The sequence below is a fragment of the Pseudomonas sessilinigenes genome (assembly GCF_003850565.1).
Lineage (GTDB): Bacteria > Pseudomonadota > Gammaproteobacteria > Pseudomonadales > Pseudomonadaceae > Aquipseudomonas > Aquipseudomonas sessilinigenes.
In genome coordinates this window covers 1,376,059-1,391,130 of sequence record NZ_CP027706.1, presented here as the reverse complement: position 1 = coordinate 1,391,130, position 15,072 = coordinate 1,376,059, and the positions used below count along the sequence as shown (strand labels likewise).

Annotated in this window: 17 protein-coding genes; 9 read left to right on the top strand and 8 right to left on the bottom strand. The window is 60.1% G+C overall.

Annotated elements, in window-relative coordinates:
• Positions 1-129 precede the first annotated feature (129 nt).
• Positions 130-1,971 (bottom strand): potassium transporter Kup, encoded by a 1,842-nt coding sequence (locus C4K39_RS06415; RefSeq protein WP_430736135.1) that lies wholly within the window; start codon positions 1,969-1,971, stop codon positions 130-132.
• A 357-nt stretch (positions 1,972-2,328) separates the two neighbouring features.
• Between C4K39_RS06415 and rimO the strand changes: the two genes are divergently transcribed.
• From rimO to tsaA, 5 genes are all read left to right on the top strand, one after another.
• The gene (gene rimO, locus C4K39_RS06405; RefSeq protein WP_124345902.1) at positions 2,329-3,666 is read left to right on the top strand and encodes a 30S ribosomal protein S12 methylthiotransferase RimO; all 1,338 of its coding nucleotides are present in this window, start codon (positions 2,329-2,331) and stop codon (positions 3,664-3,666) included.
• A gap of 108 nt (positions 3,667-3,774) precedes the next feature.
• Positions 3,775-4,248 carry a GNAT family N-acetyltransferase gene (locus tag C4K39_RS06400; protein WP_068580565.1) on the top strand — a complete coding sequence of 158 codons (474 nt, stop codon included), beginning with the start codon at positions 3,775-3,777 and terminating at the stop codon, positions 4,246-4,248.
• An 82-nt stretch (positions 4,249-4,330) separates the two neighbouring features.
• Positions 4,331-5,041, top strand: coding sequence for an rRNA pseudouridine synthase (locus C4K39_RS06395; RefSeq protein ID WP_068580563.1), 711 nt, complete (start codon positions 4,331-4,333; stop codon positions 5,039-5,041).
• Positions 5,042-5,102: 61 nt separating this feature from the next.
• Positions 5,103-5,564, top strand: a complete 462-nt coding sequence (locus C4K39_RS06390) for a YehS family protein (RefSeq protein ID WP_068580561.1) — start codon at positions 5,103-5,105, stop codon at positions 5,562-5,564.
• A gap of 12 nt (positions 5,565-5,576) precedes the next feature.
• Positions 5,577-6,272, top strand: a complete 696-nt coding sequence (gene tsaA, locus C4K39_RS06385) for a tRNA (N6-threonylcarbamoyladenosine(37)-N6)-methyltransferase TrmO (RefSeq protein WP_124345901.1) — start codon at positions 5,577-5,579, stop codon at positions 6,270-6,272.
• A gap of 67 nt (positions 6,273-6,339) precedes the next feature.
• Here tsaA and fpr read toward each other — a convergent pair whose 3' ends face one another.
• On the bottom strand, positions 6,340-7,119 hold the full coding sequence (fpr, locus tag C4K39_RS06380; protein ID WP_003198368.1) for a ferredoxin-NADP reductase: 780 nt from the start codon (positions 7,117-7,119) through the stop codon (positions 6,340-6,342).
• A gap of 119 nt (positions 7,120-7,238) precedes the next feature.
• Between fpr and C4K39_RS06375 the strand changes: the two genes are divergently transcribed.
• Positions 7,239-8,165, top strand: coding sequence for a LysR family transcriptional regulator (locus C4K39_RS06375; RefSeq protein WP_068580557.1), 927 nt, complete (start codon positions 7,239-7,241; stop codon positions 8,163-8,165).
• Here the strand turns inward: C4K39_RS06375 and C4K39_RS06370 are convergent.
• Entirely contained in the window at positions 8,162-8,530 is a 369-nt protein-coding gene (locus C4K39_RS06370; RefSeq protein ID WP_176719838.1) for a diacylglycerol kinase, read from the bottom strand. The two genes, C4K39_RS06375 and C4K39_RS06370, sit on opposite strands and share 4 nt — an antisense overlap.
• A gap of 68 nt (positions 8,531-8,598) precedes the next feature.
• Positions 8,599-9,249, bottom strand: coding sequence for a response regulator transcription factor ErdR (gene erdR, locus C4K39_RS06365; protein WP_068580553.1), 651 nt, complete (start codon positions 9,247-9,249; stop codon positions 8,599-8,601).
• Between the two features lie 237 nt (positions 9,250-9,486).
• On the opposite strand from erdR, the gene C4K39_RS06360 reads away from it, so the two are divergent.
• A complete protein-coding gene (locus C4K39_RS06360) occupies positions 9,487-10,395 on the top strand; it encodes a DMT family transporter (RefSeq protein WP_124345900.1) in 909 nt (302 codons plus the stop codon).
• Here the strand turns inward: C4K39_RS06360 and C4K39_RS06355 are convergent.
• Positions 10,379-11,089 (bottom strand): tRNA-uridine aminocarboxypropyltransferase, encoded by a 711-nt coding sequence (locus C4K39_RS06355; RefSeq protein WP_068580549.1) that lies wholly within the window; start codon positions 11,087-11,089, stop codon positions 10,379-10,381. The two genes, C4K39_RS06360 and C4K39_RS06355, sit on opposite strands and share 17 nt — an antisense overlap.
• A gap of 190 nt (positions 11,090-11,279) precedes the next feature.
• Between C4K39_RS06355 and C4K39_RS06350 the strand changes: the two genes are divergently transcribed.
• Positions 11,280-11,705: a quorum-sensing-regulated virulence factor family protein gene (locus C4K39_RS06350; protein ID WP_068580547.1), complete on the top strand. Its 426-nt coding sequence runs from the start codon at positions 11,280-11,282 to the stop codon at positions 11,703-11,705.
• On the opposite strand, the gene C4K39_RS06345 is transcribed toward C4K39_RS06350, so the two are convergent.
• Positions 11,706-11,900: a hypothetical protein gene (locus C4K39_RS06345; RefSeq protein ID WP_124345899.1), complete on the bottom strand. Its 195-nt coding sequence runs from the start codon at positions 11,898-11,900 to the stop codon at positions 11,706-11,708.
• A gap of 451 nt (positions 11,901-12,351) precedes the next feature.
• Between C4K39_RS06345 and C4K39_RS06340 the strand changes: the two genes are divergently transcribed.
• Positions 12,352-13,470 carry an LOG family protein gene (locus C4K39_RS06340; RefSeq protein ID WP_124345898.1) on the top strand — a complete coding sequence of 373 codons (1,119 nt, stop codon included), beginning with the start codon at positions 12,352-12,354 and terminating at the stop codon, positions 13,468-13,470.
• 38 nt (positions 13,471-13,508) lie between these two features.
• Here C4K39_RS06340 and recX read toward each other — a convergent pair whose 3' ends face one another.
• Together recX and recA are read right to left on the bottom strand one after the other, a co-directional pair.
• Entirely contained in the window at positions 13,509-13,976 is a 468-nt protein-coding gene (gene recX / locus C4K39_RS06335; protein WP_124345897.1) for a recombination regulator RecX, read from the bottom strand.
• Between the two features lie 8 nt (positions 13,977-13,984).
• Positions 13,985-15,037 carry a recombinase RecA gene (recA, locus tag C4K39_RS06330; RefSeq protein ID WP_068580539.1) on the bottom strand — a complete coding sequence of 351 codons (1,053 nt, stop codon included), beginning with the start codon at positions 15,035-15,037 and terminating at the stop codon, positions 13,985-13,987.
• Between the last annotated feature and the right edge of the window lie 35 nt (positions 15,038-15,072).

Below are 15,072 nucleotides of genomic sequence, written 5' to 3'. Positions count from 1 at the left end.
CGGTCGACGCTCGATTGCTCGCGATGGTCGTAGCACGTGTCTACTGGGTAAACGCAGCGCTCTGAAGTCCATCGCGGGCAAGCCTTGCTCCTACACTGAGCCAGGCGGGGGCTTTTTGTTTGGGCGGCCTCAGATCTCGACCTGGGTTCCCAGCTCGATCACCCGGTTCACCGGCAGCTTGAAGAAGCGCAGGTTGCCGTTGGCGTTCTTCAACATGAAGGCGAACAGCACTTCGCGCCAGCGGGCCATGCCCACCAGCTTGGAGGCGATCACCGTCTCGCGACTGAGGAAATAGGTGGTGCGCATCGGGCTGAAGTCCAGCTCGTCCAGATGGCACAGCTTCAGCGCTTCAGGCACGTCCGGCTCGTCGGTGAAGCCAAAGTGCAGGATCACCCGGAAGAAGCCTTCGCCGTAGGAGTCCACCTCGAACCGGCGTTGGGTCGGCACCCGCGGAATGTCCTCGTAGACCACCGTCAGCAACACCACTTGCTCATGCAGCACCTGGTTGTGCAACAGGTTATGCAGCAAGGCATGGGGCACGGCATCCGGACGAGCAGTGAGGAACACCGCGGTGCCCTGTACCCGATGCGGTGGCTGCACGCGGATGCTGCCGATGAAGATCGGCAATGGCAGCCCCCCTTCGTCCAGGCGATCCACCAACAGCTCCTTGCCGCGTTTCCAGGTGGTCATCAGGACGAACAGCACGATCCCCGCCAGCACCGGGAAGGCACCGCCCTGGACGATCTTCGGTACGTTGGCGGCGAAAAACAGCCCATCCACCAGCAGGAAGCCCAGCAGGATCGGCATGATCAGTACCGGCGACCACTTCCACAGCAACAGCATCACCGCCGACACCAGGATGCTGGTGATCAGCATGGTGCCGGTCACCGCCACGCCATAGGCCGAGGCCAGGGCGCCGGAGGACTCGAAGCCCAGCACCAGCAGGATCACCCCGACCATCAGCGACCAGTTCACCGCACCGATGTAGATCTGTCCTTGCTCGGCACTGGAAGTGTGCTGGATGTACATCCGCGGGATGTACCCCAGCTGGATGGCCTGGCGAGTCAGGGAAAAGGCCCCGGATATCACCGCCTGGGAGGCGATCACCGTGGCCAGGGTCGCCAGCCCCACCAGCGGGATCAGGGCCCAGCTCGGTGCCAGCAGGTAGAACGGGTTGCGTGCCGCCTCGGGGTTTTCCAGCAGCAACGCGCCCTGGCCGAAGTAGTTCAGTACCAGCGCCGGCAGCACCAGGGCGAACCAGGCCCGGGCAATGGGCTTGCGCCCGAAGTGGCCCATGTCGGCATACAGCGCCTCGGCACCGGTCAGGGCCAGTACTACGGCCCCCAGGATCGCCACACCCATGCCCGGATGGGAGATGAAGAAGCGCACGGCCCATACAGGGTTCAACGCCTGCAGCACTTCCGGATGCTGGGCGATACCGTGGATACCCAAGCCTCCAAGGACCAGGAACCAGGCCACCATCACCGGACCGAACAGCTTGCCGATGCGGTCGGTACCGTGTTTCTGGATCAGGAACAGTGCCACCAAGACCACCAACGCCAACGGCACGACCCAATGCTCCAGGCCACTGAACGCCAGCTCCAGCCCCTCGACCGCCGAGAGCACCGAGATCGCCGGGGTAATCATGCTGTCGCCATAAAACAACGAGGCGCCGATCAGGCCAAGGATCACCAGCACCGAACGCAGTCGCGGATACGACGCCGATGCCCGACGGGCCAATGCCGTCAGGGCCATGATCCCGCCCTCGCCCTGGTTGTCGGCGCGCAGGATGAACAGCACGTACTTGATCGAGACGACCCAGACCAGCGACCAGAAGATCAGCGCCAGGATGCCGAATACGCCATCGTGGTTGACCTGGACACCATAACTGCCGGAAAAGACTTCTTTGAGGGTATAGAGCGGGCTGGTACCGATGTCGCCATAAACCACCCCTACCGCGGCGACCAGCATGCTCAACGGCCGTGCGGCCGAATGCTCGGCGCCCGCCGCCTGACTACTTGCCTGACCCATCCAATACTCCTGATTCCAGACCCGGCTTTTTAGAATGAAACGCTATGCTTTGGTATTGCAGCATGTGCGGCTTTACTTGTTGTTACAGACGTTTGATTGACTGCAAGAATTCTCATGCATGCAACGGCGCGAAGCATAGCGCAGCACTCGTCGTATTTCCCCGCATAAAGCTGGTCAAGTGCGCTGCTCATCGCTAGAATTGCGCACTTTTTGATCAGAGGCGCCCAAAGCGCCCGTTCACCGCCAGCGCATCCATCCAGATCGCCGAGCGGCCAGACACCTATACCGAGGTTAGACATGTCCACCCCTACTGCGCCAGCCAACCCCAAGGTCGGCTTCGTTTCCCTGGGTTGCCCCAAGGCTCTGGTCGACTCCGAGCGCATCCTCACTCAACTGCGCATGGAAGGTTATGACGTGGTGTCCACCTACCAGGACGCCGACGTCGTGGTGGTCAACACTTGCGGCTTCATCGACTCGGCCAAGGCCGAATCCCTGGAAGTGATCGGCGAAGCGATCAAGGAAAACGGCAAGGTCATCGTGACCGGCTGCATGGGCGTGGAAGAAGGCAATATCCGTGATGTGCACCCCAGCGTGCTGGCTGTAACCGGACCACAGCAGTACGAACAGGTCGTCAGCGCCGTGCATGAAGTGGTACCGCCCAAGCAGGACCACAACCCGCTGATCGACCTGGTGCCGCCACAAGGTATCAAGCTGACCCCACGGCACTACGCCTACCTGAAGATTTCCGAAGGCTGCAACCACAGCTGCAGCTTCTGCATCATCCCGTCGATGCGCGGCAAGCTGGTCAGCCGCCCGGTGGGCGACGTGCTTGACGAGGCCCAGCGCCTGGTCAAGTCCGGGGTCAAGGAACTGCTGGTGATTTCCCAGGACACCAGCGCCTATGGCGTCGACGTCAAGTACCGCACCGGTTTCTGGAACGGCGCACCGGTCAAGACCCGCATGACCGAACTCTGCGAAGCCCTGAGCACCCTGGGCGTCTGGGTCCGCCTGCACTATGTCTACCCGTATCCGCACGTCGACGAGTTGATCCCACTGATGGCCGCCGGCAAGATCCTGCCGTACCTGGACATCCCGTTCCAGCACGCCAGCCCGAAAGTGCTCAAGGCCATGAAGCGCCCGGCCTTCGAAGACAAGACCTTGGCCCGCATCAAGGCCTGGCGCGAGATCTGCCCCGAGCTGATCATCCGCTCCACCTTCATCGTCGGTTTCCCCGGCGAAACCGAGGAAGACTTCCAGTACCTGCTGGACTGGCTGACCGAGGCCCAGCTGGACCGCGTCGGCTGCTTCCAGTACTCGCCGGTAGAAGGCGCCCCGGCCAACGACCTGGACCTGGAAGTGGTGCCGGACGACGTCAAGCAGGATCGTTGGGAGCGCTTCATGGCGCACCAGCAGGAAATCAGCTCGGCGCGCCTGCAACAGCGCGTCGGCAAGGAAATCGAAGTACTGATCGACGAAGTCGACGAGCAAGGCGCCGTAGGCCGCTGCTTCTTCGATGCCCCTGAGATCGACGGCAACGTGTTCATCGACAATGCCAGCCACCTGAAGCCGGGCGACAAGGTCCGCTGCCGGGTGACCGACGCCGACGAGTACGATCTCTGGGCCCAGATCCTGTAAGGCGTAAAAAAACTGCCGAGCCCCGCTCTCGCGACGAGATGCGGGGCTTTTTTGGGTCTATCGTTTGCTCTGGACTACGCGTCAATCCTTAACCCAGGAGCAGGCGGCATGCGCCAACATTCGGTCATCCAGACTCCGAAATTCAGTGACTACGCAGAACTGACCCAGGTCTGGGAAGCCTCCGTACGTGCCACCCACGACTTTCTTCCCGACAGCTACATCGAGCAACTGCGAAAGCTGGTGCTGACCCGCTACCTGGATGCCGTGATGCTGATCTGCACCCGCGACCAGCGGCAACGCATCACCGGTTTCGCCGGCGTCGCGGCAGGCAAGGTCGAAATGCTGTTCATCCATCCCGCCCACCGCGGCCTGGGCCTGGGGCGACAGTTGCTGAACTATGCCGTGGAGCACCTGAATGCCCGGCAACTGGACGTCAATGAGCAGAACCCCCAGGCCCTGGGCTTCTACTTCAAGCAGGGCTTCGAGATCGTCGGGCGTTCGGCGCAGGACGGCATGGGCCAGCCCTATCCCCTGCTGCACATGCGCCTGAAACCTGCGCAGTTGCAGGTCGGACGCGGCTAATGGCCACAGCCCGCAAATGGACTCGCGATTAACCGACGCCAGGCAGGTACAATAGTCGCCCTCTTTTGCAATGGTTTGCGTCATGACTGACCCGATTCGCCTTTCCAAACGCCTTATCGAACTGGTTGGCTGCTCCCGCCGGGAGGCCGAACTGTTCATCGAAGGTGGCTGGGTCACCGTGGATGGTGAAGTCATCGATGAGCCACAGTTCAAGGTCGGAACACAAAAGGTAGCGCTAGACCCCGAAGCCAAAGCCACGGCACCGGAACCGGTCACCATCCTGCTCAACGTACCGGCTGGCCAGGATCTGGACAGCGCCCGGCTCTCGATCAATGCCGCCAGCCTGTCGGATGAACACCGCTTCGGCAAGCGTCCGCTGCGTGGGCACTTCGTGCGCCTGAGCGCCAGTGAGGACCTGCAGGCGGACGCCAGTGGCCTGCTGGTGTTCACCCAGGATTGGCGAGTGCTGCGCAAGCTCACCGCCGATGCCGCCAGGATCGAGCAGGAGTATGTGGTGGAGGTTTCCGGGCAAATGATCGAGCATGGCCTCAATCGCCTGAGCCACGGCCTGAGCTACAAGGGTCGCGAGCTGCCTGCGGTGAAAGCCAGCTGGCAGAGTGAAAACCGCCTGCGATTCGCCCTGAAGAACCCTCAGCCCGGGATGATCGCCCTGCTCTGCCAGGCCGTCGGCCTCAAGGTCGTGGCCATGCGCCGTATTCGTGTCGGTGGCGTGTCCATTGGCAAGGTGCCATTGGGCCAGTGGCGCTACCTGTCGACCAAAGAGAAATTCTGAACGCCTTCCCTGCCCCGTGCCCTTGCGCGGGCGCTCCATGCGCATAGACCAGGACCCCAACATGATTCATAACGATGTACTGCGCAGCGTGCGCTACATGCTCGATATCAGCGACAAGAAAGTCGTCGAGATCATCAAGCTCACCGGCTTCGACGTCAGCCTGGAACAGATCGTCAGCTACCTGAAGAAAGACGAGGAAGAAGGTTTCGTGCATTGCCCTGACGAGGTCATGGCGTATTTCCTCGATGGCCTGGTGATCTTCAAGCGGGGCAAGGACGAAAGCCGCCCGCCGCTGCCTGTCGAACTGCCAGTGACCAACAACATCATCCTGAAGAAACTGCGCGTCGCCTTCGAACTCAAGGAAGATGACCTGCACGCTGTGCTCAAGGCTGCCAACTTCCCGGTATCCAAGCCCGAGCTGAGCGCACTGTTTCGCAAGTTCGGCCACAACAACTACCGTCCTTGCGGCGACCAGTTGCTGCGCAACTTCCTCAAGGGCCTGACCCTGCGCGTACGCGGCTGAGCTTCCCGGACCATGGCCTACAGCGTCTCCCCCATCGGCTTCGTGCGCTCCTGCTTCAAGGAGAAGTTCGCCATTCCACGCCAACCGCAACTGGCCCCGGCGGCCCGCGGCGTACTGGAACTGGTGGCGCCCTTCGATCAAGGTGAGGCGGTGCAGGGCCTGGAGCAGGTCAGCCACGTCTGGCTGCTATTCCTGTTCCACCAGGCCCTGGAAGACAAACCCCGGCTCAAGGTGCGCCCACCGCGCCTCGGGGGCAACAAGTCCATGGGCGTCTTCGCCACAAGAGCCACCCACAGGCCCAATGGCATCGGCCAGTCGGTGGTCAAGCTGGACAAGGTCGAAGCGGGACGCCTGTGGATTTCCGGCATCGACCTGCTCGATGGCACGCCCATCCTGGACATCAAGCCCTACGTGCCCTATGCCGACATCGTCAGCGGGGCCTACAACGAGATCGCCAGCGCCGCGCCGCAGCTCATTCCAGTGCAATGGCAAGACCAGGCATTGGAGCAGGCGAAGATGCACGCCCTGCGACTTCAGGAACCGTTGGTGGAGCTGATCGAGCAATGCCTGGCCCAGGACCCTCGCCCGGCCTACCAGACACCTGGCCCCGAGCGAGAATACGGCGCCCAGTTCTGGGACCTGGACGTACGTTGGCATTACCCCGAGCCGGGGCTAATCCGGGTGCTGGAAGCCGTGCCCGCCAACTGAAACCCGAAAACAAAAAAGCCCGCGTTGCCTGGAAAGGCAACGCGGGCTTTTTATCTGATACGGGTGCTTACTTCTCGACGAAAGCGCGCTCGATCAGGTAGTCGCCTGGCTCACGCATGCGTGGCGAGACGGTCAGGCCGAAGCTGTTGAGCACTTCGCTGGTTTCATCCAGCATGCTCGGGCTGCCACACAGCATGGCGCGGTCGTCCTGAGGGTTGATCGGCGGCAGGCCGATATCCCGGAACAGCTTGCCGCTGCGCATCAGGTCGGTCAGGCGGCCTTCGTTCTCGAATGGCTCGCGAGTCACGGTGGGGTAGTAGATCAGCTTCTCGCGCAGGGCCTCGCCGAAGAACTCGTTCTGCGGCAGGTGCTCGGTGATGAACTCGCGGTAGGCGACTTCATTGACGTAGCGTACGCCGTGGCACAGGATCACTTTTTCGAAACGCTCGTAGGTTTCCGGATCCTGGATTACGCTCATGAACGGTGCCAGGCCGGTACCGGTGCTGAGCAGGTAGAGGTGCTTGCCTGGCTTCAGGTCATCCAGTACCAGGGTACCGGTTGGCTTCTTGCTGATGATGATCTCGTCGCCTTCCTTCAGGTGCTGCAGCTGGGAAGTCAGCGGACCGTCAGGAACCTTGATGCTGAAGAATTCGAGATGCTCTTCCCAGTTCGGGCTGGCAATGGAGTAGGCACGCATAAGCGGACGGCCGTTGGGCTGTTGCAGGCCGATCATCACGAACTGACCGTTCTCGAAGCGCAGGCCCGGATCGCGGGTGCACTTGAAGCTGAACAGAGTGTCGTTCCAGTGATGAACACTGAGGACACGCTCGTGGTTCATGTTGCTCATGTACGGGGACTCCTAGAAATTGCCTGCGCTGACCATGAGCGCAATTGCACAGCATTCTAATGGCGGCGACAATATCTGTTAACTGGATTATTAAGATAAGGGTTATCGGTTATATCGATATGCGATTCACTATCCGTCAACTCCAAGTCTTCGTCGCCGTCGCCCAGCAAGAGAGCGTTTCCCGGGCTGCCGGGCTATTGGCCCTGTCGCAATCGGCGGCGAGTACCTCGATCACCGAACTCGAGCGCCAGTCCAGTTGCCAATTGTTCGACCGGGCGGGCAAGCGCCTGAGTCTCAATGCCTTGGGCAAGCAATTGCTGCCCCAGGCCGTGGCGCTGCTGGACCAGGCCAAGGAAATCGAAGACCTGCTCAATGGCAAGTCCGGCTTCGGCTCGCTGTCGGTGGGCGCGACCCTGACCATCGGCAACTACCTGGCAACCCTGCTGATCGGCAGCTTCATGCAGGTGCACCCGGAGAGTCAGGTCAAGCTCCATGTGCAGAACACTGCGCATATCGTGCAACAGGTTGCCCACTACGAAATTGATCTGGGTCTAATCGAAGGCGACTGCAATCACCCGGACATCGAAGTGCAAAGCTGGGTCGAGGACGAGCTGGTGGTGTTCTGCGCACCGCAACACCCCTTGGCCAAACGCGGCCACGCCACCATGGAGGAGCTGACTCGCGAAGCCTGGATCCTTCGCGAACAGGGTTCGGGAACACGCCTGACCTTCGACCAGGCCATGCGTCACCACCGTAGTGCGCTGAATATTCGCCTGGAGCTCGAACACACCGAGGCCATCAAGCGCGCCGTGGAATCAGGATTGGGGATTGGCTGTATTTCCCGGCTGGCGCTGCGCGATGCGTTTCGTCGCGGCAGCCTGGTACCGGTGGAGACACCGGGCCTGGACCTGGCCCGGCAGTTCTACTTCATCTGGCACAAGCAGAAATACCAGACCTCGGCCATGCGTGAGTTCCTGGAGCTGTGCCGTTCGTTCACGGCAGGCGTGCGACGCAGCGACGAGATCGTCCTGCCAAGCATTCCCTAGATCAGGATGACCGCCCAGACGATCGTGATCATGCTCAGGGCGACGAACTGCGCGGCGCTGCCCATATCCTTGGCGTTCTTCGACAAGGGGTGACGATCCAGGGAAATCCGGTCGATGGCCGCTTCTACCGCCGAGTTGAGCAGTTCCACGATCAGCGCCAGCAGGCACACGGCGATCAACAACGCCCGCTCGACCCGGCTGACGTTGAGCAGGAAGCTCAGGGGGACGAGGATCACATTGAGCAGTACCAGCTGCCGAAAGGCCGCCTCGCCTGTGAAAGCCGCGCGCAAGCCATCGAAGGAATAACCTGCGGCATTGAGGATACGTTTAAGACCGGTTTGACCTTTGAAAGGCGACATAAGCAGAGCAACTGAAAAGAAGGAGTGAGGAAACTAGTTCAACAAAAGTCAAAAAAGCGTGAACGAACCGCCGATCAATGACCGGAAATTGACTCAAGTTGTTGCAGGAGCAAAGCAGCCTGGGTACGGGTACGAACCCCCAGCTTACGAAAGATCGCGGTCACATGGGCCTTGATCGTCGCCTCCGACACACTCAACTCATAAGCGATCTGCTTGTTCAGCAAACCTTCGCACACCATGGTCAGAACCCGGAACTGCTGGGGCGTCAGGCTCGCCAGGCCTTCGCTAGCGGCCTTGGCCTCTTCCGAGACGCTGACTTCTTCGAAGGCTTGCGGCGGCCACCAGACATCACCATCCAGCACGTTGCGCACGGCTTGCTGGATAACCTCCAGGGAGCTGGATTTGGGAATGAAGCCACTGGCACCGAACTCGCGGGAACGGACCATGACGGATGCTTCTTCCTGGGCCGAGACCATCACAACCGGAATCTGCGGGTACTGGCCTCGCAGTAGCACCAACCCGGAAAAGCCATAGGCGCCGGGCATGTTCAGGTCCAGAAGGACCAGGTCCCAATCGGCTTTTTCGGTAAGGCGGGTTTCCAGTTCGGCGATGCTCGCCACCTCTACCAGTCGCACATCAGGCCCCAGGCCCAAGGTAACGGCCTGGTGCAGCGCACTGCGAAAAAGCGGGTGGTCATCGGCAATCAGGATTTCGTATGTGGCCATTTTTCAGATGATCCTGTTTTCATGGCTGGGCCGATACATTCAGCCCAGGCCAAAACAATCAGGGTACTCGCCAGAATGCGGTACCCAAAGAGCAAGAACGCCGCGAAAAGCCTGAGTAAAAAGGCGGTTCAAACAGCGCTGGCGCCCTAACCGGCGCCAAGCATGCCCAGCGAAGCCGGGGTGGTCAAGTTTCAAGCTTTGCGGCATCTTGGCCCGCTAACTAATAAGAGAGCTCCCATGCGCAAACAAGCCTTGCGTGCCGATGTCCTGATGCTGATTACCGCAGTGATCTGGGGTTCGGCTTTTGTCGCACAAACCTCCGGCATGAATCACATCGGTCCCTTCCTTTATTCCGGCTTGCGTTTTGCCTTGGGCTCACTTTGCCTTTTACCGCTGGTGCTACGTAGGCCTGCAACCGATCGCCCAGCCGAACCCTTTCTTACCCCGGGCCTATTAAGGGGGGGCATGCTCATGGGGCTGGCCCTGGCCCTGGGAATCAACCTGCAACAAGTCGGGCTGATGTTCACCAGCGTCACCAATGCCGGATTCATTACCGGTCTCTACGTCATTGTAGTGCCGCTACTGGGCCTGTTGCTTGGCCACAGGACTGCACTGGGCACCTGGCTTGGGGCGGTGCTGGCGGTGGTGGGCATGTTCCTCCTGAGTGTCGGCGAGGGTTTCCATGTCGCCTCCGGAGACTGGTTGCAGCTGATCGGGGCTTTCGTCTGGGGTGGGCACGTGATCCTGGTAGGCCTGTTCGCCAGCCGGCATGACCCGATCCGCCTGGCCTTCCTGCAATTTGCCACCTGCTCGGCAGCGAGCCTGACCCTTGCCCTGTGCCTTGAGCCGATCCATTGGCCGGCCATCGTCGGTGCCGGTCCGGCCATTCTCTATGGTGGCGTCGTTGCCGTTGGCATCGGCTACACCCTGCAAGTCATCGCCCAGAAGCACGCCATCGCCTCCCACGCGGCCATCATCCTGTCCCTGGAAGCGGTATTCGCCGCCATCGCCGGAGCCTGGTTGCTGGATGAGTCCCTGCAAATGCGCGGCTACATGGGTTGCGCCTTGATGCTCAGCGGAATGCTGGTTGCCCAGCTATGGCCACAAAAACCATCCCAGGCAGGCAGCTCTACACAAAAGGCTTGAGTCGAGTGTGAACCTCATCATCCGGGTCGATCGCTTTCTGGAACTTCGCTGACAGGTAATGGGTGCTGAATACATCAAGGTAGGCATCCAGGACCTGGCTGACCTGCTCATCCCCCGCCAACTCCAGGCACAAGGCTGCAACTTCCGCGGTGCAGAAATGATCATCACGCTTGGAACGCCGTAGCTTGTAGCGCGAGAGCTTTTCGGACGAAAGGCTCAAGACCGGCAAGTGCTCCAGGTAAGGACTCTTGCGGAACATCTTCCGCGCCTCGCTCCAGGTCGCGTCCAGCAGGATGAACAACGGACGCTTGCCCTCTTCCCGGCTGACCTCGCTGACGACTCGCTCAGGGGCCACGAACTCTCCCGGGAACACGATATAGGGCTGCCATTGCGGATCGGCGAGCAAGGCCAGCAATTGCGGATCGACCTCGGTACGTGACCAGTGAAAGGCCGAGGTATCGGTGACCACATCGGCAATCAGCCAACCGGTATTGCTCGGTTTGAGCGGTTCGACATCGTGCATGATCAGGCACATGGCCGAATCGCTCCTGACGTTTGGCCGCCAGGCACACAGGCAATGAGTGGGAATCACCCGGCAACGAGGGCAACGCTCAGCCCGGGAACCCCTGGCTAAAAAGGGCTTGACCACACGAGCCATGCGCTGGTCGCGCAAACGGGAAACCGCATGGCTCATTGCTGGCCGCACCAAAGGAGGGAGAGATTCGACACGAAAATGACTCGAGAAAAGAAAAGTCCGAGAAGTTTATCAGAGCCGTCCATGCAAACCTGTACCGCCTTCCCGACTCTCCCCCTATAATCCGTCGCCACTGAACGCACAGTCGAGTGACTGGTCGAAGCATCAGTCACTGCACCAGGAGAGTTTCATGTTGCGCTTTACCATTCCTACCGTCGCCCTTCTGCTGGCCCTGCCCCTGGGCGTCCAGGCCGCATCCCTGCAAGAGTTCGAACTGAGCAAGATGCTGGAGAAGGTCGCAGAAGAGAGCAACATCGGCACTCCTCGGGAAATCAACGAGAATATCCTCGATCAAGGCTATACCGTTGATGGCAAGGAGCTGATCAACCACCTCAGCGTCCAGGCCGGGCATGCTGCCGAAATGCGCGCCAACCCCAAGGCGGTTTACCTGCAATTGGGCGCCAGCGTCTGCCGTAACCCCAACTATCGCAAGCTGATGGCCAAGGGCGCGGTCATGCGTTACGAGTTCACCGAGAACCGAACCAACCGTCCAGTCGCTTCGGCGCGTTTCCAAGAGTCGGACTGCCCTTCGCAGAGCGCACCCAAGAAGAAATAATCATGTACGGGTTGCGCGCCGCTGTTGATCATCGGCGCGCAACTCCGCTACCAAGGCCTGCAGGTATCTCGAGGGCCGCTCCTCTCCCGCCAATCGGCGCCGGCACTCCTCTTCCAGGCTCAATCGATGGGCCAGCGCAGCTTCTTGCAACAGCAGGTAAAGCTGTGGATCGATTTCCAGCACCACAGTGGTCATCCATCGCCTCCATGCCCTTGGCCTGTACCGACAAGAGCGACCTGGACCGCCTCCCGGATACCGCTTCCGAGCCAAGCGCTACAGCTCAGTAAATCAGAGCCTCAGAGGGTTGCCGCCCGTTCTGATAAGCGGCGTTCATCCCTTGAAAACCCAGCAAGAAACGGTTGCCAGCCAAGACTTTATGGGCACATGATCAAGTCATGTTCGAAGGTTCCCATCAACTGCCCAACGGCGGCCCAGGAGTCCGCCACCTGAGTCTTGAGTGCACGTTTTTCTCACATAAAGGAAAGCAGAACCTCTGAGGATGAGCCGGGCACACCCAACGACCCACCGGTGATCGGCTCGAAACACTGCTCGGGCGTTGGACCAGGCAGGCAGCGACACAGGCAGTGTCGTGGCGCGCTCGAACATGTCGAGCGTGCGCAAGGTTCTGTGCAGAAGGAGAAGCTGAATGCCCTACCAAACGAATGACCTCTTGGCCCGTCATTTTCAAAGCAACGGCGTCGACCTCACAGGCCAGGTCGAAGAACAACTCAAGCGGGTTGCTCCCAACAGCCCGAATCTCCCCCTCTACCGCGATATGGTCCTTACTGTCCTGCGCATGGCGGAAGAGGATCTCAATCGCTGGAATGCCAAGATCGTCCTGCAGGCGCTGCGCGAACTGGAACATGCCTTTCGGGTGCTGGAACAGTTCAAAGGGCGGCGCAAGGTGACCGTCTTCGGCTCGGCACGCACCCCCAGCGAACACCCGCTGTATGCCATGGCCAAGGAATTGGGGGCCGCCTTGGCTCGTTCCGACCTGATGGTCATTACCGGAGCCGGTGGCGGCATCATGGCGGCAGCCCACGCTGGCGCCGGATTGGAACATAGCCTGGGCTTCAACATCACCCTACCATTCGAGCAGCACGCCAACCCGACCGTAGGTGGGACGGAAAACCTGCTGTCATTCCACTTTTTCTTTACCCGCAAACTGTTCTTCGTCAAGGAAGCCGATGCGCTGGTCCTCTGTCCTGGGGGCTTTGGCACCCTCGATGAAGCCCTGGAAGTGCTGACCCTGATCCAGACCGGCAAGAGCCCGTTGGTACCGGTGGTGCTGCTGGATACCCCTGGCGGGCAATTCTGGCAAGGCGCGCTGGACTTCATCCGCGACCAGCTGGAAGCCAATCGCTATATCCTGCCCAGCGACATGAAGTTGATGCGCCTGGTACACAGCACCGAAGAAGCGGTGCAGGAAATCCAGCAGTTCTATGCCAATTTCCACTCCAGCCGCTGGCTCAAACAGCAATTCGTCATCCGCATGAACCACCCCCTCAATGAGCAAGCATTGGCCGTCATGCAGGACGAATTCGCCGATCTGTGCCTGAGTGGCCAGTTCCAGCAGCAGGTCTACAACCCTGAGGAACAGGATGAGGCACAGTTCAGTCACCTGACGCGACTGTCATTCGCCTTCAACGCTCGAGACAATGGTCGTCTGCGGGAGTTGATCGACTTCATCAACCTGCCGGAAAACGGGCCCAGGCATCAGCCCCGACCAACTCAACGGGAAAGGGAAACCAGCAAGGTCAACTGATCGGCGACCGCCCACTGCACCCTGCAGTGGGCACTGCCTCAATCATCCAGGCTGCGACGACTCAGCAAGCGGTTGATCATGTCCATGGAATACCCGCGATAAACCAGGAAACGTCCTTGCTTGGCACGCTCCCGGGCATCTGCGGGCAATTGTCCGGAAAACTTGCGCTGCCAGACATCCCGCAATTGCTCTTGCCAGTCGATTCCGCACTCGCGCAAGGCCTGCTCGATATCAACACGCTGTAAACCACGCTGGCCAAGTTCCTCACGGATCCGCATCGGTCCATAACCGGAACGGGCGCGATAAGAGATGAAACTTTCAAGATAACGGGATTCAGACAACAAGCCTTCTTCCGTCAAGCGGTCAAGGGCAGTGTCGATCATTTCAGGAGAGGCGCCGCGCTGACGCAGTTTACGCGTCAGCTCGACTCGACCATGCTCGCGTCGCGCGAGCAGGTCCATTGCAGCTCGCCGCACAGCGACGAGGGTATCGAGTACGGCGATCATGGGGTCAATCAGAAGTCAGCGTCGGCCATGTCGTCTTCGGTCTCTTTGACCGGGTTGGACTTGAGGTCCGGCGAACCGCTCAACAGCTTGTCGCGGATCTGCTTCTCGAGGGCATTGCCGATCTCAGGGTTGTCCTGCAGGAACTTGGCAGAGTTGGCCTTACCCTGGCCAATCTTGTTGCCCTGGTAGCTGTACCAGGCGCCGGATTTCTCCAGGAAACCATGCAGCACGCCCAGGTCGATGATCTCGCCGTTAAGGTAGATACCCTTGCCGTAGAGGATCTGGAACTCAGCCTGACGGAACGGTGGAGCCACCTTGTTCTTGACGATCTTGACCCGGGTCTCGCTACCCACCACCTCGTCGCCTTCCTTCACGGCACCGGTACGGCGGATGTCGAGACGAACAGAAGCGTAGAACTTCAGGGCGTTACCACCGGTGGTGGTTTCCGGGCTACCGAACATCACGCCGATCTTCATACGGATCTGGTTGATGAAGATAACCAGGCAGTTGGCGTTCTTGATATTGCCGGTGATCTTGCGCAGCGCCTGGGACATCAGGCGAGCCTGCAGGCCCACGTGCATGTCACCCATTTCGCCTTCGATCTCGGCCTTGGGCACCAGGGCCGCCACGGAGTCGACGATGATCACGTCAACCGCGTTGGAACGCACCAGCATGTCGGTGATTTCCAGGGCTTGCTCGCCAGTGTCAGGCTGGGAAACCAGCAGGTCGTCGACATTGACGCCCAGCTTGCCAGCGTATTCTGGATCGAGGGCGTGTTCGGCGTCGACGAACGCACAAGTGGCGCCGGCTTTCTGCGCCTGTGCAATGACCGACAAGGTCAGGGTAGTCTTACCGGACGACTCAGGACCGTAGATTTCAACGATACGGCCTTTCGGCAGACCGCCAATGCCCAGAGCGATGTCCAGACCCAGAGAGCCAGTGGAAATGGCCGGGATCGCCTGACGGTCGTGATCGCCCATACGCATTACGGCACCCTTGCCGAATTGACGTTCGATCTGACCCAGGGCCGCAGCCAAGGCTTTCTTCTTGTTGTCGTCCATTAAAGTCCTCACGTAATCAATAAGGCCTGACGGCC